This window comes from Streptomyces kronopolitis, assembly GCF_014646275.1.
In the GTDB taxonomy this organism is placed as follows: Bacteria; Actinomycetota; Actinomycetes; order Streptomycetales; family Streptomycetaceae; genus Streptomyces; species Streptomyces kronopolitis.
Map to the genome: position 1 here is coordinate 342,338 of NZ_BMND01000002.1, position 19,887 is coordinate 362,224.

Below are 19,887 nucleotides of genomic sequence, written 5' to 3' on the forward strand. Positions count from 1 at the left end.
GGAGGCAGCGATGCCCGACGCGGTGGTGATCGGCGCCGGTCCCAATGGACTGATCGCTGCGAACTTGCTGGCGGACGGCGGGTGGACGGTCGAAGTGCTGGAGGCCCAGCCGGAGCCGGGCGGGGCGGTCCGCAGCGACCGCGGCGTCCACCCCGACTACGTCAGCGACCTGTGCAGCTCCTTCTATCCGCTGGCCGCCGCCTCGCCGGTGGTGAGCGCGCTCCGCCTGGAGGAGGTGGGCCTGAGCTGGAGCCACGCCCCACGGGTCCTCGCGCACCCGTTGCGGGACGGCCGGTGCGCGCTCCTGGAGCGGCACGCGGCCGACACCGCACGGGGCCTGGACGGCTTCGCCGCCGGCGACGGCGCGGCCTGGCACGATCTGTGTGCGGTCTGGGACCGCGTGGGGCACGACCTCATCGGCGCCCTGTTCACGCCCTTCCCGCCGGTGCGCGCCGGGGCCCGGCTCCTTGCCAGGCTGCGTGGAGCGGGTGGGCTGCGCCTGGCACGCACGATGCTGCTGCCCGTACGACGGCTGGGCGAGGAGGAGTTCCGGGGCGACGGGGGCCGATTGCTGCTCGCCGGCAACGCCCTGCACGCCGACCTCGCCCCGGAAGCCGCGGGGAGCGGCGGCTTCGGCTGGCTGATGTCCATGCTCGGCCAGTCCTACGGCTTTCCCGTGCCGGTCGGGGGAGCCGGCGCCCTCACCGACGCCCTGGTACGGCGGCTGGAGCGGCGCGGCGGCGTGGTGCGGTGCAATGAACGCGTCGTCGAGATCGTGGTGCGTGCCGGCCGTGCCGTGGGGGTGCGTACGGCCGGTGGCGAGGCGGTGCCGGCCGGCCGGGCCGTCCTGGCGGACGTCTCCGTACCGGCCCTCTACGGTGACCTGCTCGACGCGCGGCACGTGCCCGGCCGGGTCCTCGCGGACCTGCGCCGCTTCCAGTGGGACTTCGCCACCTTCAAGGTCGACTGGGCCTTGGACGGCGCAGTGCCCTGGACCGCGGAAAAGGCCGCCACGGCGGGCACCGTGCACCTGGCCGAGGGTGTGGACGACTTGACCCGGTTCGCGGCACAACTCTTCACGGGGCAGGTCCCGGACCGGCCGTTCGCCCTGTTCGGGCAGATGACCACCGCGGACGCCTCGCGCTCGCCGGCCGGCACGGAATCCGCCTGGGCCTATACGCATGTGCCGCACCGGGTCCGCGGCGACGCGGGCGACGACGGCCTCACGGGGGAGTGGGACCAGGCGGAGCAGGAGGCCATGGCTGACCGCGTGGAGCACCAGGTGGAGCGCTACGCGCCAGGATTCCGCTCCCGGATCCGGGCCCGCCGGATCCTCACGCCGCCCGCGCTGGAGGCCATGAACGCCAACCTGCACGGTGGGGCGATCAATGGCGGCACCACCGCCGTCCACCAGCAGCTCGTCTTCCGGCCGCTCCCCGGCACCGGACGCCCCGAGACCCCCGTCAAGGGGCTCTACCTGGCCTCGGCCGGTGCCCACCCGGGCGGCGGTGTGCACGGCGCGCCTGGTGCCAACGCCGCCCACGCAGCGCTGCGCACCTGGTCGGCGAGCGGATTGCTCAGCCGGACCCAGCGCGCCCTCGCCCGCCGTGACCGCCGGGGCGTTCGTACCGACCGTTCATGAGGTGGCGCAGCTCAAGTCCGCAGCTCCGCCCCAGTTGTCACGGAGCATGCCCGCCGAACGTGGATACTGCCGCTCGTCGATGGCAGCAGCAGACTGTGCAAGGACATGTTCCTCGGCTTCTCCGCACCCGTCGGCCCCATGCGCCGTATCGCGGCGGAACTCCCCTTCCTGCAGAGGAATTCCTTCCCTTCTCGCACACGCGAAGGGAGCACCCGATAACGCTGAGGTGACACGCCATCTGGCGAAAGTCTTCGGCCACGCCGCCCCGGCCCGGCCGGCTCGTCGGCCTCGGTGCCGAGTGCCACGCCGACCTCGGATGTCTCTCGCGGTGGCTTTGTGAACACCTGGAATTCTACGAGCCCCTCGGGCCCACGCGAGTTGTATCGCCGATATGCGCTCCGGTACCGAGGGTGATACCCGGGGAGATGCGGGCCCGAGGATCTGGGGCCAAGGTGGGAAGAGAGAAGCCTCCGCCTCCCAAGAGGCGCTGCGGGGCATCAGGAGAGTCCCGCGCAGGGGCTGCACGGTGCCTGAGCGGCGCGATCCCACGAACGTGACATGAGGCCATTCATGGAAACCGATAAAAAAGTCACGCTGGCTGCCGCGCTCGCGGCTGGATATGTACTGGGCCGGACCAAGAAGGGCAAGCTCGCCATCGGGGTCGCCTCGATGGTGATTGGTCAGCAGCTGAGTCCACGAGAGTTGATCGGCCAGGCGCTGCGCAAGCTGGCTGCCACTCCCCAGGCCGCACAACTCATCGAACAGGTCCGCGGTGAACTCTTGGATTCCGGTCGCGCCGCGTTGTCGGCGACAGCCGACCGCAGCCTCGGGAATCTCGCCGGCGCCCTGCAGAAGCGCACCAGTGCCCTTCAGGAATCCCCGGAAGACGAGGAGCCGGACGAGGACGAAGAGCCGGCCGAGGATGAGGACGAAGAGCTCGCCGAGGACGAGGAAGAGCCGAGCGACGAAGAGGACGAGGGCGAAGAGGACGAAGGCGAAGAAGACGAGGGCGAAGAGGACGAGGACGAAGAGGAGCAGCCCTCGCGGCGGCGAACGGGGAAGTCTTCGGCGAACCGTGACCGCACAAAGAAGTCCCCAGGGAAGAAACCTCCGGCGAAGAAGGCTCCGGCCAAGAAGGCTGCGTCCGGTAAGCCGGCGGCGAAGAAGCCAGCCACCAAGAAGCCAGCTGCGAAGAAGCCAGCCACCAAGAAGCCAGCTGCGAAGAAGACGGCTGCCAAGAAGACGGCTGCGAAGAAGACATCGAGCCGCACCAGTCGCAGGAGGTAAGCCATGGCCAAGCAGGAGGGCGACGCCACTCCGAAGGCCTCCGGCCTTGACATGCTCAAGGAGCAGCTGGCCGGATTCGCCGAAGCGCAGGGGCAGAAGCTGGTGGACAAGGCCGGAGAGAAGATCAGCGGCCTTGCACAGGGGCTGGGCGACGTGGGTGACGGCAACAGCACCCTGCTCAACGTGGGGAAGCGGGTGCTCGGCGGAGGAGAGTCACCCATCAAGGCCTTCCTCGGCGAGAAGGCCGGTGACCTCAAGGACAAGGCAGTCGACACCGTGAAGGGATTCTTCGGCGGTGGCGGAAAGGCCGGGGACAAGAAGGTCACCAACATCGTCGAGGTGATCGACATCGGTATGCCCCTGCGTACCGTGTATGACCGATGGACCGAGCTTGAGGAGTTCAGCAACTTCACCAAGGGCGTCAAGAGCGTCTCGCAGTCGGACGAGATCGAGAGCGACTGGAAGCTGAAGGTGGCTTTCTCCAACCGCAGTTGGAAGGCGACCGTACAAGAGCAGATTCCCGATGAGCGGATCGTGTGGAACTCCGAAGGCGGCAAGGGCACCACCCGCGGCGCCATCAGCTTCCATGAACTGACCCCGGAACTCACACGCATTGTCGCTGTGGTCGAGTACTACCCCTCCGGCTTCTTCGAGAAGACCGGCAACATCTGGCGCGCTCAGGGCCGGCGCCTCCGTCTGGACCTCAAGCACTTCCAGCGGTACGTCACGCTCACCGACAACGAGGACCTCGAAGGCTGGCGCGGCGAGATCCGAGATGGCGAAGTCGTCCGCACCCACGAAGAGGGACTTGAGGACGACGAGGATCAGGACGCCGAAGGCGAAGAGGACCAAGAGGGCGAAGAAGACTCCGAAGACCTGGAGGGCGAGCCCGAAGAGGGCGAGCCCGAAGAAGACGAGGCCGAGGAGTACGACGAAGACGCCGAATACGAAGACGAAGGCGAGGAAGGCGAGGAAGGGGAGGAGGGCGAGGAGGATGAAGAATAGGGGGCGTCGAGAGAAAACGCACGCCGATGCAGTTGCGGGTGCAAGTTCATTACGCGTGAAATACGTCTGAAAGTCTCGGCGATTTCACTACTCTGAGGCGTGAACTATCCTGGCAGTGACGCCACGCCCGCTCACTCGCGGTGCGGCGTACACGAGAGGCGGATCCGCTCATGACCAACCATGGAAAAACACCCGACTCTTCCCACGGTGAAGGGCCGAGCCGCCACAAGGGAACCAAACAGCACGGATGGTCTCCTGATGTCGACGAGACCAGGCAACAAGACAACCCGAGCGCGCACCGGTCGTTCCATCCTGGCCAGTACGCACCCAAGCCCGGACCTCGCAAGGAAACCTCTCAGGAAGAGAAAGAGGGCGTCACGGGCGACACCGTCAAGAGTTCCTCCCGTCGCGGAGAGGAGCAGGGCGGCAGGTCCAAGGCGAAGGGAATGCACGACGAGGGCCGACGAGGCCGCTCGCAGCGTCCCAGCGGCAGCAGGGATGCCGAGGCATCCTCCGGTGTCGACCCGCAGGAACCGCGCTCCAAGTCGGACTGAGTTGTCCGGCTGACGCACCACGACCGCAGGGCGGTCAGCAGCACCTCGCCCGCCGCGGTCGAGGAAATCCTTGGAGGCTCGTCATGCTCACAGCCATCGCAGACGTACTCAGGTCCATCGGCGGCGCCATCGCCACCGTCGTCACCCTCCCGTTTCGTGCCGTCGCCCGACTGTTCGGCGGAGCTTCCGACAGCGCCCACGGTCACCACTGACCCGCTGGTTCGCTGCTGCTCTGCCTGACGTGATGGCATGCGAAAAACGGGACGTGATGTCATTCGACGCGGTGCGGTCTGTGGCGGGCGACGCTCAGGGCGACATGCGTGGGGAGGCTGTCCCAGCCGGCGGATCGGCGTGCCCGTTCGACGGCACCGTGCAGCCCCGCCACGATCTGCTCAGGACCGGTGCCGGTGCCGAGTTCGAGTCTGATGCGCGTCCGTGGATGTGTGGACGGGCCGTAGAAACGTACCTTCCCGCTCCGGACGCCCGGCAGCACGGTGAGATCGGCGGTGACCGCATCGCTCAACGCGTGGTTGCTGACGGTCACGGCCTCCTCGGATGAGTCTGCGGATGAGTCCGCGACGGTCAGTCGGCGGGGAGGGCGCCGACACTGGGCACACAGCCACGCCAGGGCGAGCAGCAGCAACAGGGCCAGTGCCGCGATGGCGGCCGGCCACCACCAGCCCATGTCCGTCCACCGGGTCTGATCGGACGGGACCAGGACGTCGCGCGAAGCGGTGAGCGGCCACCCGGCCGGCGGTGTGAGGTTCCAGCGCCGATAGATGTCGGTGCCGCCGGCGAACACCAAGAGTCCGCCGCCCAGCAGCACGAGTCCGAGCAGGGCAAGCACGGTTCGGTTGGTCTTGGTGTGGTCCCTCATCACATTCTCCCAGGGGTCTCTGCGTACGTACCGGGCCGGTGCTTGCTACTTCCTGCTCCGGCGCACGCGGACCCTCAGCCGAGGCGGGCGTGCCAGAGCGAGCTGGTCGCGTTCCGCACGGCGGAGGGCGTCAGTGAGGTCGTCCTTGACGTCGGCGGTGTCGCGAAAGCCCACGCCCGCACGGACGGTGGCGCGGTGGCGGCGTACCCGCACGCGCGCCGTGCTGACTCCGGGGACACGCATGGCCGCGTCGCGCAGAAGCAGTGCCGCGCCCTTGCGCTCGAGTACGGCACGTGTCTGCCCGTGGCCGTCGGCGGGCACACGCAACGGCAGTTGGCGCCGCAGGCCCGGGGTGAGCGCCAGGATCACGAGCCACAGGCCCAGGGCCGCGGCGACAGCGGCACCGGCGAGGATCCAGAGGTTGCCGAGCGGGCGGGCGGCGAGTTCGGCGGCCAGGGTTGCCCACCACGCGGTGGCCCGGTGCCCGGTGCGTACCCAGACCACCTCGAAGAGCAGCGCCCCTGCTGCGAGCACGACCAGGGCGGCGGCCAGGCAGGCGGGAATCCGACGCGCCGACCAAGGACGGCGGGGGCGGTCTTCCGTCGGCCCGCTGCGCTGAGCCGGTCCAGGGACCCGGGCATGTGTGGTGGCCGGCCGCGAGGGCGGGGGACCGCCGTCATGGCCGGGGAGGGCGTGTGGAGTGGAGTAAGTCATGAGGTTCCTGTCGTGGCGCGGGCCGTTCGTGGCGCGGCCGTCAGGTCACTCGGCCCGGCCTCGCCGCAGGCTCTCGTCGGAGACGAGCCGCTGGACGAAGAGGGTGAGGCCGTCGAGGCGCAGGCCCGTCAGGTAGGACACCCGGTTGTCGACGTAGCGCCGGATCTCGCCGCAGGCGCGGGCGATATCGACGGGGTAGGGCAGGTCCAAGGAGACCTTGAGGCGGGCCGAGCCGTCGTGCACGGCGGCCGTGGAATGGGCAGGACCCAGGCCGAGACGGGAGGTTGACCGGCCGGCGTGCCGGATGAGGGCTTCGTGTGCCGCCCGGACCGCGATGCGGGCCACCACGGTCTCGGGGATCAGCGTCGCGCCGCGCCGGGCGGGTGGCGGAAGCGAGGGCTTACGCGTGCTCTCGGCTTCCGGGCCGCCGCCCAGGGCAGGCGGCGGGAGTTCGACTGTCACCGGACTCGCCCGGCATGCCCGGCGCGGGGCGGCCCGGGGCTGTATGTGCTGCGGGGCCGGTCGAAGGTCTCGCGGCGCCCGTCGTCCTCGCGCTTGCGTACGTAGTCGCTGACGTGCACGTCACCGCGCGCCAGGTGGCCGACGATCAGACCCACCAGGCCCATGGCGGCGACCACGAGGAAAGCCCCGAAGCCGCCGAAGTAGCCCGCGAAGCCCAGGGTCAGACCCGTCAGGAGCCCCACCACGGTTGCGTTCATCGTTCCTTCACCCGTCTTAGGTTGCCGTCTCCTCCCGCGCCCCGTGCGGGCGCGACCGGGAAGAGAGCGGAGGTCACTCCACCCGCTCGCTGTCGTCGTCCTCGTCGCCCGGTATGTCGACGTCATTGACGGAGATGTTCACCTCGACGACCTCCAGGCCGGTCATCCGCTCCAACGCTGCGATGACATTGGTGCGGACCTCTGCGGCGACCTCGGTGATGGGGTATCCGTAGTCGACGACCACATCCAGGTCCACCGCCGCCTGCCGCTCGCCCACCTCGACGCTGACACCACGGCTGGCGCTGGGCTGACCGCCGGGCATCCGCTCACGGACGCCGCCGATGGCCCGGGCCATTCCGGAGCCCAGGTTGTGGATGCCGGGTACCTCGCGGGCCGCCACCCCGGCGATCTTCGCCGCGACGGTGTCCGCGATCGTGGTCCGGCCACGGCTCTCCGGCGAGAGGGCGCCTCGCTTCGGATCGTGCTGTGCCGTGGTCTCGTCGGAGGGCCTGTGGCCTTCCGCGGCTGGGCGGAACGTTGCGTTCGTCAGGTTCGTCATGGCGTTCTCCTGGGCGAGTGGCACGGGCGTCGGTTCAGTGCCCGTCACAAGATTGGACACGTATGGGGAGGAAACGTCACACTTATCTGTGATCTGGATCACGTAGGCTGGTTCGTGGGCGTCTGACGGAAGCTGCGCCATCAGGGAGCCCGGCCGGGGGACGGCGGGCCCGCGGTCCGCGAGACGCCTCACGTGGGAAGCGAACAGTGGATGTGGAGCACGAGGGATTCTCGTCACCCCGGGGCGCGGAGCCGCCTCCCTTCACCGGGGCGGCGCGTCCCGGCGAGCCTGGGGCCGGCCTCGGGGACGTGGCGGACCGGATCCTGGTCGCCCGCGCCGCCGAGGGCGATGACGACGCCTTCGCCGTGCTCGTGCACCGCCACAGCGGACGGCTGCTGGCCCTGGCGTTTCACATGCTCGGCAACGTCCCGGATGCCGAGGAGGCCGTGCAGGACGCCTTCCTCAGCGCATGGCGGCGCCTTCCCCAGTTCCGTGGGGACGCGGCGTTCCGCACATGGATGTACCGCATCGTCACCAACCGGTGCCTCAATGTCCGCCGCGCGCAAACCCCTTCCCTCGCCCTCGACGCCGTTGCCGAGCCCGCGGCCCACGACGCCGGCGGCGAACCGGCCCGCGCTGCCGAAAGCACGGCAGCCACCGCCGCGTTGGCCCAAGCGCTCACACACCTGCGGCCCGGACAACGCGCCTGCTGGATCCTGCGGGAGCTGCACGGACTGCCGTACGGAGAGATCGCGCAAGTGGTGGGGGAGAGCGAACAGACCGTACGCGGCAGGCTCTTTCGCGCACGACGCACACTGATGAAGGAGATGGCCTCATGGCGCTAGAAGATCCCCGTGCCACCTCCCCGCCCGACGAGGTGCCCACACCGCACCGGGACACCGACCCGGCACGGCTGGTCGGCGACGAACGGCTGCCCTGCGGACGCCTGGTCAGCCACGTCTGGGAACAGGCCCGCGCCGGAAGCCATCGGCCCGACCCCCACACTGCCGACTGCACCTACTGCCGGCAGGCAACCGAGGGACTGACCGTCCTGGACGCCACCACCCGCACCCTGCGGGCGCAGCGCCCCAGTGCCCGCACGGTCGCCGACCGCGTCGTGAGCGCCGTACGCGCGGAGGCACGCCTCGGCCGGATGCTGCCGCTGGACGACCCCACCCAAGAACTGCGCATCGCGGAGGCCACCGTGGCGAAGGCCCTGCGCCGCGCCGCCGACCGCGTCCCCGGAGTACGCGCCGCCAGCTGCCGCCTGACCCCTGGCGAGGCCGGCACCCACGTGACGATCACGATGACCCTCGCCGTCACCCTCGACCAGCCCCTGCCCGGCCGAGCCACCCAGGTGCGCCGGGCCGTCGCCGATGCCTCGGCTCGGGAGATCGGCCTCGCCGTCAGCGGCATCGACCTGCACATCGAGTCCGAACTGGAGCCCCTGACGTCCGTCGGTCCCACCTCACGGAACGGAACCGGACCATGACCACCGTCGACCCGGCCGGTATCGAGCAGACCGCGGCGCGGGCCGCACTGGCAGTCCCCGGCGTGCAGGAACTGCACCCCAGCCTGCGCCACTCCCTGGCCGACGCCGCGACCTGCCTCCGGCGGACCTTCGGCTCTCACCCACCGTCCCCTGAAGCCGGCGTCCACGCCACCCACACACCCGAAGCCGACGCCTGGCACCTCGAAGTCCGCTGCGTACTCACCGACCACCGCCGCGCCCTCGACACCGCGCGCGACGTCCGCGAGAGCGTCCGAGCAGCCGTCAGCTCACAGTTGAATGCCCGCGGCAGAACAGGAAACGTCACCATCGTCGTCACCGTGACCCGCATCAACGGAGACCGAACACCACTCCGCCTGCACGCAGCCCCGCAATTCGAGAATTTCTCACCTGAGTGAAGTACCGACACGGGGGGACTACCGTCCAGCCAAGCCGCGGCCCACGGTCAGGTTCCGTCCGGTGATGCGGCCGATGCCTGGCTCGTTGCCTTGCCCAAGGGCCGGGGTGACGTGAACGGATGGCGAGTGGGGCAGGTTCCGGCCGCCCCTGCCGGTGAGCAACGGGCGGTGTGATCAGTGGCGAAACCACCGGCAGAAATCGACGGCGGGAGCTGACGCCATGGGTCCGGAGCCGCTGGCCGCCCCGTTCCGCGTCGTGCGATGCGGGGCGAGACTGCCGAGGGTGTCGGTTGCGCAGATGCCGACTGCGACCGGTGGGCCGTTGCGGCGCATGACCGGGTGGACCATCGATCCGTTCTTGCGGCGGCGCCCGCCAGGAGCAGCTCGAGGCGACCACGAGAATGATCGCTGCCAGGCACTCCGTCTGCGGCACCACCCGTCGAAGAAGCTCCCATAACTCCTCAGGCGCCATCCATCCGCTCGACAAGGCGCGTCATGTCCAGCACAGCGACTCGCAACGCCAAAGGAGACCGGCGGCCGAGCGCATTGCCGGATACACCCCCGAAGTCAACGTGTAGGCACACTGACCTCGTGGGAGTCGGTCGATAGGGCGGGTCTGGAACGCCCCGGGCTCGGGGCTCGAGATTGCTCCTGGTGCGGCTGATGCACACGCGCTCTCCCCCGCTCGACAGTACGACCGAAGTGAAGGTGGAGTCGGACATGGCGGCGATGGCGAAAATCCGTGGGCAGTTACTCGCCACCTGTTCCGACTGCCGCAGCACTGTGGTCGGCTGCCGGGTCCCACGCCTTTCGACGGATAGTAGCTATCCGACCGACCGGCACCCATGCTGTCAGCCGCCCCTCCCTCTCGCGGGCAGCCCGAAAATGCCCGCCGGCCGCCGGAACTTGATCGCCTAATAAATGATTCTGCGCCATGTCTCTCCAGTACGGTACTGCGTAAATCTGACCCGAAATCATTCTCTTCCCATCGGCAGGCCGGCGTACCGTGGATGCGCCCATCATGTCATTGGCGGAGAAGGTAACTACGGACGCAGGGGGAAGCCGTGCAGGAATCCAAGAGATCCAGCCGTCGAAAGAATTCTCGGCGTGCACTATGTACCCCTCGCCGAGTCCTTGCGATGACGGTGATAGCCGCGCTACTGCCGGTATATCTGGCGGCATCGTCAGTCAATTCATCAGCGGCGCAGACCAGTTCTGACCGCATCCAGGGGAAGCCCACGGCAGTCGTGTCACTCGGAGACAGTTTCATCTCGGGCGAGGGGGGACGGTGGCAAGGCAACGTAGACATGGCGTACAGCCATACGGACAGCATGTACGGAACAGACCGAGCCACCGTATGTGATCCCAGCGGATGCCGGAAAGATCCGACCCGGGTGTACGACGGTTCGTACACGGATCCGACGAACGGCAAGGAGAACGGCTGCCACAGATCGGATGTCGCGGAGCTCACGGAGTCGCACATCCCCGTGGATCGTAAATTCAACCTGGCCTGCTCAGGCGCAGTGACCGACAACGTCCTGCCTTTGGCGGCGGGCGGCAGGCTCTTCAAGGGGGAGTGGCCCCAGGCGGACCAACTGGAAGACCTCGCACGCACCTACGACATCAAACTGGTTCAGCTCTCCATCGGCGGGAACGACCTCGGCTTCAGCGACATCATCAGGAGCTGCATCACGAGATTTCTTGCCAGTCCGGTCGGGCAGTACTGCTGGAAAGTCTTCGACTGGGATCTCAAGGAGAAATTGAAGCGAGAAGTTCCGAACAAGATAAAAAACGTGATTGATCAGGTTCGCAGAGTAATGCGGGAAACGGGGCACCCGGACGGCTCCTACGCATTCGCGATCCAGTCGTATCCGTCGCCGGTTCCACTGTCCCCCAACTATCGCTACTCCCAGGGCATCGGCTTCTCTTCCAGCCGCTACAGCCCAGGCGGATGCCCCTTCTACAACGAGGACACCAATTGGGCACGCATGGACGTGGTGAAGGGCATCGCCGATATGCTGGAGGGAGTTGCGGCGGAGAAGAACGTCCACTATCTGGACCTCCAGTGGGCCTTTGACGGCCACGAGGTCTGCGCCAAGACGGCTCGTCAGGCCAGGGCCGGCGACACGCTGACCCACCCCATCCCCAGCAGGGAAGCCGAGTGGATGCGCTTCCTGTCCGCGGGGATTTCTCATGGACAGGGCCAGGTCGAGGAGTCCTTCCACCCCAACTCCTATGGCCAAAAGGTGCTTGGAAGGTGTCTGAAGGGTCTCTATGACCTCGCACGCTCCGCGGGACGCCGCGTCGAGTACACGTGCCTGAATAGCCGGCACCAAGGGGTGGAAGGCGTGCACCTGGAGCCTCTCGGTCGTCCTTGATCCATCGTTGTGACGGTCTGCCGGTAAACCGGCAGACCGTTTCTCAACTGCGCACCAAGGTAGGGGATTTCGCTGCTCGATCGAGATGATCGCAGGAGCGAAACCACAGCTGGTCTACCCCAGGGTGACCCTGGCGTACTGGTAGAAGGTCTGACCGTTCTCGTCCCCGTTGTGCTGTCGGCCGACCATGACTTCTTCCGGGCCTGCCTTCGAATAGCTGGAACTCTCCCTCTGACCCGCGGTCCAGCGGTACGAGGTCAGGTGCACATCTCGTCCCTGCCAGGTCATCGAGGCAGTGGCATACCTCGTCGGGCCGTTCTCGTCCCCGCTGTGCTCTCTACCGGACAGGGCCCTTGGTGGCGGAGCGGCGAAGAACGATCCACTCTCCCTTTGGGAACTGCTCCAGGTCGGCCCGCTCACCTGGACGAGCTCGTCGTGGATGAGGATGAACCCGCAGTAGTACGTGGTGTTACCGTTCTCGTCCCCGCTGTGGGACCGGCCGATAAGGACTTGATAAGCCGGGCACTCCACAGGTACCCCAGCCGACTCTTTCACTGTTTTGGTGAAGCCATCGATGATGACGACGTCCGCCATCGGAGCGGCGCTGGCTTCGGTGGCCCCTACAGTGCCGAGCCCCACGGACAGGAGGCCGGCGCTCGCAAGCACCAAGGCACGTCTGCTGATTCGCGAAAACTGACTCACGGGTTTCCCTTCACGCGATGTCGTTCACGACATGTGCCGGGGCAGGCTATTTCCTCGGAGGGGGAACAGTCAGGAGACAGATTCCAGCCATGGCTCCCCATATGGTCCTACCTTTGGCTGCGCCAGCAACATGCCATTGGAACGCCTGGCACGGCAGAGTGGGCTCGGCCGGACTCGGGGAGCCAGCCACCGGAGCCAGGGAAAGGGCTGCGGCCGAGCGAGAGGGAAGTGCCCGGCGAGATGTCGCTCGTACGGAGACAACACGCCCTCATCCAGGCGAAGTCACCACGGAAGACGGCCGGAACCACTCGCGTCGGTCAGTCAGGCGAAGACACGCCCCTTGCCCGTAGCCACACCACTCACGCGCCGCTTCAGCCGGCTCCCGCACCTCATCCTTCATGCTCTTCGCCATACCACCGCCCGATCCGCCGGCGTATGCGGTGTCACGACTACCGGGCCGGCAAAACGACTCCCGAGCCATCCACCCCACTGCCCGAACCGTTGAACAGCCTCTGCACAAACTTGTGGAGCAGTTGGTTGCCTGCAATCGCTGACCAAATCTGCTGCGCCGGTGTCTCGGCGGCGACACTTCCATCGATCACCAGGCCGCATTCATCCCACACGGGTTCCACGTGCTCTTCGTGGGCGGCGCACCGGTGTGGGAGGTAGTTGCGCAGGGGGCGTCGAGGGGAAAGCCATCCCGCACGCACTTGCGCTGGATCTTCCGAGCCGGCCGAAGGTCGGCGGGTACGTCGACGAAGACATCGAAGCGCCCGTACGACACTTGTGGGGCGACCCGGCGTGCGAACAGGCCGCCGACGATGACAACGGAGGCTGTGGCCAGCGCGACCTGGGAGGCGGTACGCCGCTGTGGGCTCACGCGGCCAGGTCCGGGGGTGGGCGCGTTCAGCGGCCTACGACCTGCACACCCACCCGGACGACCCGGCGGCTCGTCTGGCGAAGACCCGCCAAGTCATCCGCTTCCCGCCCTCCCTGGCCCACGCAGCCCGTCCAGCGTCGTGAGCCACTGCGTGACCGCCGTGTCGATGAAGTCGTCGGACACGTGACTGCGGTCGAGGAAGAGCCGGGCGAGGACGGGGCCGTAGAGGAGGGTGAATTCGGGGCCGTCGATCTGGGTGCCCGAGGGGGCCAGCAGGATGTTGAGGGCCGCGAGGCGGTCCTGGCCGATGCGGGCCAGAGCCTGGGCGCTGTCGGGGTCGTGGTCCGCTTGGGCGGTGACGGCCAGGACGGCGGTGCGGATGGCCGGTTCGCTGATGCCGGCGCGCAGGCTCTTGAGCCACTCGGTGGCAACGGTGCGGACGTCGCTGCCCGGCTCGGGGTAATTGCCGAAGTCGGGGCCCTCCAGAATCAGGTCGACGAGCAGCGCGGCCCGGCTGGGCCAGTGGCGGTAGAGGGTCTGGCGGGTGACGTCGGCGCGCTCCGCCAGCAGTGCGTACGTGAGCCCGGTGGGTCCGACCTGGGGCAGCAGTTCGCGGGCGACGGTCAGGACGCGGCTGCGGGTGCGCTGGACGCGGGGGTTGCTCGCGGTCGGCGGGCGGCGATGAAGGGGCTGCTGCATGGGTTCACCCTACCGTTGAATCATACGAGACGTGTGATTAGGGCCACACTCATTGAATCATACGTGGCGTGTGATAGAAAGAATCACACGCACTGGATGATTTGCGTCCGTGCGGTCAGCCCGTCTCTGCCGTCCCTCCCGTCAGGAGTGTCTGATGTCCACTGCCATGTCGTTCTCCGGGTACGGCGGGCCCGAGGTCCTCACCGTGTCCCGGGTCGCCACCCCCGAACCCGGCCCGGGCCAGGTGCGTATCCGCGTGCGGGCGACCGCCGTCAACCCGGTCGACGTGCGGATCCGCGCCGGGGCGATGCAGGGCGTCTTCCCCGTCGAGTTCCCGATGGTCCCCGGCTGGGACGTGGCCGGTGTCGTCGACGAGGCGGGTGAGGGCGCCGCGGCCTCCGACCTCGACGCTCATCGCAATCAGGGCAAGGTCGCCCTCATCCCATGACGCGAACTGCCGCCCTGCACAAGCCCGTTGTGCGGTAGCCCGAGCACGCGACACCGTACGGCGGTCGCCCCCAACCGGCCCGCCGATGAGCACATCATGAAGGAGAAATCACAATGAAGGCCGCTCAGATCACCAGCTACGGCACACCGGATGTCCTGCGCGTCAACGAGGTTGACCGCCCCGCTCCCGGTGCGGGGGAGGTCCTGGTCTCCGTCGAGGCGTCGAGCGTGAATGGACTCGACACCATCGTTCGCTCAGGGGGATTGCGGATCGTGACCGGACGCCGGTTCCCGATCGGTGTGGGACTGGACTTCGCCGGTGTCGTCGCCGCGGCCGGCGACGCTGTGCATCGGTACAGGGTCGGCGACCGCGTATGGGGCACGGTGCACCCGCTCAAGCGGCACACGCTCGGTGGCGCGTCCGAATACGTCGTGGTCCCCGCGGACCGTGTCGGGCCCGCACCCGCAGACCTGTCGCCGGTCGAGGCGGCCTCCCTGGTCGTCGCCGGAACGACAGCGCTCAGCGCACTGCGGGACACGCTGCACCTCACGAGCGGCGAACGCGTCCTGATACGTGGCGCCGCCGGCGGAGTCGGCACGGCCGCCGTGCAACTCGCCCACGCGACGGGCGGGCACGTCACCGCGCTGTCCCGCGACCGCCACGCCGCGGCGCTGCGCGAGCTGGGGGCGGACGAGGTCTTCGACTACGGCTCCACGGCGGCCGATCAGATCGGACCGTTCGATGTCATCCTGGACACGGTCGGTTCGGATCTCCACCGCTTCCGGGGGCGGCTGACCCGCGAAGGCCGGATGGCCACCATCTCCCTGTCGGCCTCGTCCGTGGCGGCGATCGCCGCGTCGAGCGTGCACGGCTCCCGCCGCATCCGCACCTTGAGTTCCAACCCGGACACCGGCACGCTGCGTGGCCTGGCGGACTGTGTGACGTCCGGCCGGCTGCGCCCCGTGGTGGACAGCGTGTACCCGGTGGCAGACATCGCCTCGGCGCATCAGGCATTCGAGCGAGGCGGCGTGGTGGGCAAGCAGGTGGTGGAGGTGGCGGAAGCGGGTTCCGGGGGGTAACTTCCCACGCTCCGGCGTGTGTTGTGTCGTCGTCACCGCGGCAGCGGAACTACCGCCCCCGCTCGACGCCTTCCCAGATCCGGCGGGACCGCTCCAGCGGGTACGGGACATCGGCGGCGGGGAGGTCCCACAACCGGGTGGTCCGGTTGGCGAGGTCGAAGCGCGGCCAGCCGGGGTCGCCGTCGGTGGCGAAGGACGTCCAGGCCGCGCGCATGTTCTCCGACAGGGTGAGGAAGTCCGCGGGTGGCGGAGTGCCGAGAAAACGGGTGGCCAGTGGGCTCGTGGCGTTGCCGAAGACGAGTGGCACGTCGAGGATGTGGCCGGCGCCGAGGCGGGGGCTCGGCCAGGTGAGGTCGTACAGCCAGGTGCGGCCGCCCGCCCGGGCGTGGGCCTCGGCGACCCGGGTCGTCGGCATCCGGAACAGGGCGTCGGAGAGCAGCACCGTGACCAGTTCGGCGTCGGTGCTGCCGGGATGGGCGGAGCGGTAGTCGGCGACCACGCTCACAGGGAGTCGGAGGGAGTCGGCCACGGCGAGGAGGGGGAGGGCGTCGACGTCCATGCCGGTGGTGAACCACCGGGCCTCGTCGTGGGTGAATCCGCAGATCAGGTCCACCTCGCTACCCGCGCCGCGGCGGATCGTCTCCCAGGGCGGGCCGGTGACCAGCTCCCCGTCGATGACCGGGCCGAAGGCGCTGAAGCCCGCCTGGGGTCCCTGGAGCGGGGTGTCCTGGACCCGCAGGATCGCCTCGGGCGGCAGGGCGGCGAAGCCCTCCCACGTCGCCGCCACCCCGGCTTCCGTGGCCAGGACGGCGGTCACCCGCTCGGCCTGTGCGGTGGGGAGGAAGGCGTCCGGGACGCTCTGTGCGATCGCTCGGCGGAACAGGCCCCGCGCGGCGGGGGAGGCCAGGAGCAGGGCGGCCGAGGCCGCGCCCGCCGACTGGCCGAAGACCGTCACCTCGGCGGGGTCGCCACCGAAGGCGCCGATGTTGCGTTGCACCCACTCCAGTGCGGCGATCTGGTCGCGCAGCCCGCGGTTGTCCGGGACTCCGGCGAGATGGCCGAACCCCTCGAAACCGAAACGGTAGTTGAAGGTGACCACCACCACGCCGGCGGCCGCCAGCTGCGTGGCGTCGAAGTCGGGCCTGCCGGCGGAACCGTGCTTGAACCCGCCACCGTAGATCCACACCATGACCGGCAGCCCGGCCCCGCCGAGGTCCGGGGTCCAGACGTTCACCGTCAGGCAGTCCAGCCCGTCACCGGCGCGCCAGGCCGCGGCGGCCCCCGGCGCCGGTGGCACCTGCGGTGGCGCGGTACCGAACGCGGTGGCGTCCCGCACCCCGTCCCAACCGGCCGGGGGCGCGGGTGGCCGGAAGCGCAGCGGTCCCTCCGGCGCCGCGGCGAACGGAATGCCGCGGAAACAGGCGATGCCGGATGCGGACGCGCCCCGGACCGCCCCCTCCGACACCACTGCCACCGCATCCATCTGCTTCCCGCTTCCCGCCTCGGCACCCCGCACGGTCGGCTTCGAGCCTACGACCCGGCCACCACCGCGCGGGGAGCGCCACCCTGCGACGTCCGTACGGGAGGAAGCCGTCAGGCGTCTTCCACGGGGCGGCGGCCCCACGCAGAGAAGGTGATCTGCGGGATGTCGATGAACGCGGGGTCCTTGAGCAGGATGGCGAACTCCGCCAGGTCGGCTTCCGACACGAGACCCTCGGCGACCAGCGTGGGTGCCGCCTGGGTGAGGAGGGGAAGCCAGCGGTCCTTGTCGAGTCCGCCCATGAGGCCGGGGTTCCCGGCGAAGGCCACGTCCTTCAGTGACTGGCGGGCCAGCAGCGCCGGCAGCCCGCGGGCCCAGGTCATGTCTGCGCCGTGCTGCCGGTACATGCGCTGGTACCCGTCGAGGATGCGCCGGATCACGGGGAAGGGGGAGGTCTCGGCCGGCAGGTGGTAGGGCTCTTCGACGAGGAGCCAGCCGCCGGGGGAGAGCCAGCGGGCGGCCCGCGCGATCATCTCGTCGCGTTCGGCGAGGTGGCAGAAGAGATAGCGGGCGTGGATGAGGTCGAAGCTGCCGGGGGCGTAGTCGTCGCGGGTGATGTCGGCTTCCTGGACCTCCAGGTTCGCCGCGCGGCCCGCGTCGAGGTGGCGGGTGTCGAGGTCGACGGCGACCACGCGCCCGTCGGGGCAGCGTTCCGCGAGCCAGTAGGCGATGGAGCCGGCGCCGGCGCCCAACTCCAGGCAGTTCCAGGAGGGTTGGAGGGGGAGGCCGTCGAGGAGGCCGGTGGTGAACGCGTCGACATTGCGCTGGATGGACTCCAGGCGGGCGCTCTCGTCGGCGGTGTCATTGCTCAGCATGCCGCTGTTGTACGGGGTGGTGGTGGCGTGTTGCGTCATGGATGCGCCTATCTCGTGTGGGGGGCCGGGGTGTTCCGGTCGTCCCGGTCCGGGGTGGCTGGGCGGGAGGCTTCCGGCAGGTAGGTGAAGGAGCGCACGGTGGGGAGCGTGCGGGCCCGGCGCACCGCGAGCAGGAACTCGGTCTCGCTGCGGAGGCCGTCGTGGGTGGGGCTTCCGGGGGCGAGCTGGTTCGGTTGGGGGGTGGCCGTGCTCTTCTCGGCCTGGAGCGCGACGCGCAACCAGCACGCGGTGATCGCCGGCTCGATCTGCTCGTCGGGCAGGTTCCCCGTCGCGACGTGGTGGCGGGCGGCCTCCGTCGCCTCGGGAGTCACATAGTCCTGGAGGACGAGCAGGACATCGCGGACCTCGATGACCTGGCGGTAGAGCCGGAGGTGGATCGCGCGCGGGCCGCCGAGCACCGCGCGGAACCGGCCGAGCGGCTTGTCCAGCGTGACATGCGGAACGGCTTCGGTGAGGTCGCGCCACAGCGGGTGCAGGCGCCACAGCGCGAGCATGTCCCGGGCCGTGTGGCGCGCGGCGAGCGCGAGCGGCAGACACACCCCGGCGGTCATCAGCCAGGCCGTGACGGCGATGTTGAGGGGGAACAGCGCGCCCAGCCAGGCGGGACGGGCCAGCAGGAAGCCCAGGACGACGCACCAGAAGAGCGAGGACGAGGTGAAGCCGGCGGCGAGCAGCAGGAGCCCGGTACGCAGCGGGCGGTCGTCGTGGGCCCGGCGGCCGTAGCGCACACACAGCACGGCGCACGGGACGGTGCCGATGAGGTGGGCCGCGACCAGCAGCCACCAGAACGGGCTGTACCAGGGCACGACTTCCGAGGTGACGCAGCCGGCGTGCGGCGCGATCGTGTAGTTCAGCACGATCAGGGCCGCGATCGTGACGACCATCGGGCCGTAGACGAGCCAGGGGCGGCGCCGGGACATGGCGGCCAGGACGAAATCGAGGATGAGGGCCGAGCTGAGCACGCCCCAGGTGTTCATGAACAGGCCGCAGCTCTGGGCGAAGGTGAAGGTCTGATTCAGCGCCGCGGTGACGGGGTCGAGATAGACCGTGATCGACCCGGCGATCCCGACGACGGCGATCAGCAGCATCTTCTGCTGGCGGGACCGCCGGGCCGACGGCAGCCGGAGGAAAATCACCACCCACAGCGCCAGCGCGCCCAGGAGTTCGGCATTGCTGCCCAGTTCGTACAGTGCACGCATGCTCATGGCTTCTACCTGCGGATTCCGAGCGCGATTTCGAGTGCGCCGCGCACCCCGGTGGACGACGAGGGAGGAAGCATCCCGGCGGCGGAGTGGATGAGACTGGCGACGAGTTCGGCTTCCTGCTCCTGCTCGGTGGTGTAGTTGTTGCGGGCCAGCAGCCGACTGATCATATGGGGGCTGATGCTCGGCAGCAGCGTGGTGAGCGCGTGGTGGGTCTCCTCATCGGAGATGCCGTGATCCCACAGGATGTGCCCGATCTCGTGGAGAACGATGTGCTCCTGATGGAACTTGGTGGTCTTCTCCTCGACATAGATGTGGTCGACGGTGTCGGTGGCGATCCACAGCCCGCAGGCGTTGAGGGCGGAGCCGATGGGCAAGGTGTGGATCCGGATCGGCCGGCCCCGCCGCACCGACACCTCGTGCACCAGCGCGTCGACGGAGAAGGGGCTGGGGAGATCGAGCTCGCTGACGAGCGCCTGGCACCGTTTGCGGACCTGCCGTGTGGTCATGGTGTCACCTTGCTGGTCGGTCGGACACCGGTAGAAGCCGACGTCGTGTGCGTAGCGCATCGCCCCACCGCCGGCCGGGTGCTGGACCGTTCCGGGGCGCGGCTGCTGCTGTACGCCGCCCGGCCGTCGCGTGCCCGGGCGCGGCCAAGGATGCGGCATCGGTGTCACTCGCCGGAGGCGGGGGGTCGGAGACCGGAAGCGCGCTGTACCTCACGGGCCGTCGGCGGCGCACCGCGCGGCAGGTCGCGCGCCCGCACCGCGGCATGGACTTCCCGCCCAAGACTGTGCCGCCACATCGGGCCGTCAGACG

The 19,887-nt window shown here is 69.0% G+C and carries 22 protein-coding genes; 11 read left to right on the plus strand and 11 right to left on the minus strand.

Features of this window, described 5'->3' with window-relative positions; genetic code table 11:
• Positions 1 to 10 precede the first annotated feature (10 nt).
• The 5 genes from IEY78_RS03360 (at position 11) to IEY78_RS34780 (ending at position 4,700) form a co-directional block, all read left to right on the plus strand.
• Positions 11 to 1,642: a phytoene desaturase family protein gene (locus IEY78_RS03360; protein WP_189095998.1), complete on the plus strand. Its 1,632-nt coding sequence runs from the start codon at positions 11 to 13 to the stop codon at positions 1,640 to 1,642.
• 570 nt (positions 1,643 to 2,212) lie between these two features.
• Positions 2,213 to 2,929, plus strand: a complete 717-nt coding sequence (locus IEY78_RS03365) for a hypothetical protein (protein WP_189095999.1) — start codon at positions 2,213 to 2,215, stop codon at positions 2,927 to 2,929.
• 3 nt (positions 2,930 to 2,932) lie between these two features.
• Positions 2,933 to 3,934, plus strand: coding sequence for an SRPBCC family protein (locus tag IEY78_RS03370; protein WP_189096000.1), 1,002 nt, complete (start codon positions 2,933 to 2,935; stop codon positions 3,932 to 3,934).
• Positions 3,935 to 4,104: 170 nt separating this feature from the next.
• Positions 4,105 to 4,488, plus strand: a complete 384-nt coding sequence (locus tag IEY78_RS03375; protein ID WP_189096001.1) for a hypothetical protein — start codon at positions 4,105 to 4,107, stop codon at positions 4,486 to 4,488.
• Between the two features lie 83 nt (positions 4,489 to 4,571).
• Positions 4,572 to 4,700, plus strand: coding sequence for an LPFR motif small protein (locus IEY78_RS34780; protein ID WP_268240241.1), 129 nt, complete (start codon positions 4,572 to 4,574; stop codon positions 4,698 to 4,700).
• A 59-nt stretch (positions 4,701 to 4,759) separates the two neighbouring features.
• On the opposite strand, the gene IEY78_RS03380 is transcribed toward IEY78_RS34780, so the two are convergent.
• The 5 genes from IEY78_RS03380 to IEY78_RS03400 form a co-directional block, all read right to left on the minus strand.
• Complete coding sequence (locus IEY78_RS03380) at positions 4,760 to 5,365, minus strand: alkaline shock response membrane anchor protein AmaP (protein ID WP_189096002.1); 606 nt, start codon at positions 5,363 to 5,365, stop codon at positions 4,760 to 4,762.
• A gap of 45 nt (positions 5,366 to 5,410) precedes the next feature.
• A complete protein-coding gene (locus IEY78_RS03385) occupies positions 5,411 to 5,899 on the minus strand; it encodes a DUF6286 domain-containing protein (protein ID WP_229699674.1) in 489 nt (162 codons plus the stop codon).
• Positions 5,900 to 6,124: 225 nt separating this feature from the next.
• Entirely contained in the window at positions 6,125 to 6,541 is a 417-nt protein-coding gene (locus IEY78_RS03390; RefSeq protein WP_229699675.1) for an Asp23/Gls24 family envelope stress response protein, read from the minus strand.
• Positions 6,538 to 6,798, minus strand: a complete 261-nt coding sequence (locus IEY78_RS03395) for a hypothetical protein (RefSeq protein ID WP_189096003.1) — start codon at positions 6,796 to 6,798, stop codon at positions 6,538 to 6,540. Before IEY78_RS03395 ends, IEY78_RS03390 begins: the two co-directional genes overlap by 4 nt.
• A 73-nt stretch (positions 6,799 to 6,871) precedes the next feature.
• The gene (locus tag IEY78_RS03400; RefSeq protein WP_189096004.1) at positions 6,872 to 7,357 is read right to left on the minus strand and encodes an Asp23/Gls24 family envelope stress response protein; all 486 of its coding nucleotides are present in this window, start codon (positions 7,355 to 7,357) and stop codon (positions 6,872 to 6,874) included.
• Positions 7,358 to 7,665: 308 nt separating this feature from the next.
• On the opposite strand from IEY78_RS03400, the gene IEY78_RS03405 reads away from it, so the two are divergent.
• From IEY78_RS03405 to IEY78_RS03420, 4 genes are all read left to right on the plus strand, one after another.
• A complete protein-coding gene (locus IEY78_RS03405; protein ID WP_189096005.1) occupies positions 7,666 to 8,202 on the plus strand; it encodes an RNA polymerase sigma factor in 537 nt (178 codons plus the stop codon).
• Positions 8,193 to 8,849: an Asp23/Gls24 family envelope stress response protein gene (locus IEY78_RS03410; RefSeq protein ID WP_189096006.1), complete on the plus strand. Its 657-nt coding sequence runs from the start codon at positions 8,193 to 8,195 to the stop codon at positions 8,847 to 8,849. The genes IEY78_RS03405 and IEY78_RS03410 overlap by 10 nt, the downstream gene beginning before the upstream one ends.
• Entirely contained in the window at positions 8,846 to 9,265 is a 420-nt protein-coding gene (locus IEY78_RS03415) for an Asp23/Gls24 family envelope stress response protein (RefSeq protein WP_189096007.1), read from the plus strand. Before IEY78_RS03410 ends, IEY78_RS03415 begins: the two co-directional genes overlap by 4 nt.
• A 1,139-nt stretch (positions 9,266 to 10,404) precedes the next feature.
• Positions 10,405 to 11,643, plus strand: a complete 1,239-nt coding sequence (locus IEY78_RS03420) for a GDSL-type esterase/lipase family protein (RefSeq protein ID WP_189096008.1) — start codon at positions 10,405 to 10,407, stop codon at positions 11,641 to 11,643.
• 114 nt (positions 11,644 to 11,757) lie between these two features.
• On the opposite strand, the gene IEY78_RS03425 is transcribed toward IEY78_RS03420, so the two are convergent.
• Both IEY78_RS03425 and IEY78_RS03430 read right to left on the minus strand, forming a co-directional pair.
• Positions 11,758 to 12,237, minus strand: a complete 480-nt coding sequence (locus tag IEY78_RS03425) for a hypothetical protein (protein ID WP_229699676.1) — start codon at positions 12,235 to 12,237, stop codon at positions 11,758 to 11,760.
• A gap of 1,081 nt (positions 12,238 to 13,318) precedes the next feature.
• Positions 13,319 to 13,924 carry a TetR/AcrR family transcriptional regulator gene (locus tag IEY78_RS03430; protein WP_189096009.1) on the minus strand — a complete coding sequence of 202 codons (606 nt, stop codon included), beginning with the start codon at positions 13,922 to 13,924 and terminating at the stop codon, positions 13,319 to 13,321.
• A 154-nt stretch (positions 13,925 to 14,078) separates the two neighbouring features.
• On the opposite strand from IEY78_RS03430, the gene IEY78_RS03435 reads away from it, so the two are divergent.
• Both IEY78_RS03435 and IEY78_RS03440 read left to right on the plus strand, forming a co-directional pair.
• Entirely contained in the window at positions 14,079 to 14,372 is a 294-nt protein-coding gene (locus IEY78_RS03435) for an alcohol dehydrogenase catalytic domain-containing protein (protein WP_229699677.1), read from the plus strand.
• Positions 14,373 to 14,485: 113 nt separating this feature from the next.
• Positions 14,486 to 15,451 carry a quinone oxidoreductase family protein gene (locus tag IEY78_RS03440; RefSeq protein ID WP_189096010.1) on the plus strand — a complete coding sequence of 322 codons (966 nt, stop codon included), beginning with the start codon at positions 14,486 to 14,488 and terminating at the stop codon, positions 15,449 to 15,451.
• 49 nt (positions 15,452 to 15,500) lie between these two features.
• Here the strand turns inward: IEY78_RS03440 and IEY78_RS03445 are convergent, their stop codons facing one another.
• The 4 genes from IEY78_RS03445 to IEY78_RS03460 form a co-directional block, all read right to left on the minus strand.
• Positions 15,501 to 16,925, minus strand: a complete 1,425-nt coding sequence (locus tag IEY78_RS03445) for a carboxylesterase/lipase family protein (protein ID WP_229699678.1) — start codon at positions 16,923 to 16,925, stop codon at positions 15,501 to 15,503.
• 119 nt (positions 16,926 to 17,044) lie between these two features.
• On the minus strand, positions 17,045 to 17,845 hold the full coding sequence (locus tag IEY78_RS03450; protein WP_229699679.1) for a class I SAM-dependent methyltransferase: 801 nt from the start codon (positions 17,843 to 17,845) through the stop codon (positions 17,045 to 17,047).
• Between the two features lie 8 nt (positions 17,846 to 17,853).
• Positions 17,854 to 19,071: an MAB_1171c family putative transporter gene (locus IEY78_RS03455; RefSeq protein WP_189096012.1), complete on the minus strand. Its 1,218-nt coding sequence runs from the start codon at positions 19,069 to 19,071 to the stop codon at positions 17,854 to 17,856.
• A 5-nt stretch (positions 19,072 to 19,076) separates the two neighbouring features.
• Positions 19,077 to 19,577, minus strand: coding sequence for a hypothetical protein (locus tag IEY78_RS03460; protein WP_229699680.1), 501 nt, complete (start codon positions 19,575 to 19,577; stop codon positions 19,077 to 19,079).
• Positions 19,578 to 19,887: the final 310 nt, after the last annotated feature.